Source organism: Parvimonas sp. D9 (assembly GCF_035282565.1).
Classification (GTDB): domain Bacteria; phylum Bacillota; class Clostridia; order Tissierellales; family Peptoniphilaceae; genus Parvimonas; species Parvimonas micra.
On the sequence record NZ_JAYKBM010000127.1, the window covers coordinates 1 to 277 of the forward strand.

A 277-nucleotide genomic window follows, 5' to 3' on the forward strand; every position below is an offset into this window, starting at 1 on the left:
GGAACAGGAGCATAAATGATGTTTTCTGTATTCTGTAAAGACACAAATTCATCAAATGTGAGTAGAATATTTTTAGTCTTTACATTGGTAGCTGAGTCTTTGGGATTGGCTATCACCAACCGTGGAGGTAAACTATCTCTTGGACCTCCACTGGGGGGTATCATATTCGCACAAGAATTAGCCATGATCATGATCACCAAACAAAGCGCGATACCATATAAGCGAATAATGAGCGTCAAAAGATTTTTCATGCGTGGTGCAAACTTACAGGCTTTCT

General features: G+C 39.7%; 1 protein-coding gene. It reads right to left on the reverse strand.

Going from position 1 to position 277, the window contains the following annotated elements; translation table 11 throughout:
• The coding region (locus VJI94_RS08995) for an Ig-like domain-containing protein (RefSeq protein ID WP_416383681.1) at positions 1-251 on the reverse strand (251 nt) is incomplete at its 3' end.
• Between the last annotated feature and the right edge of the window lie 26 nt (positions 252-277).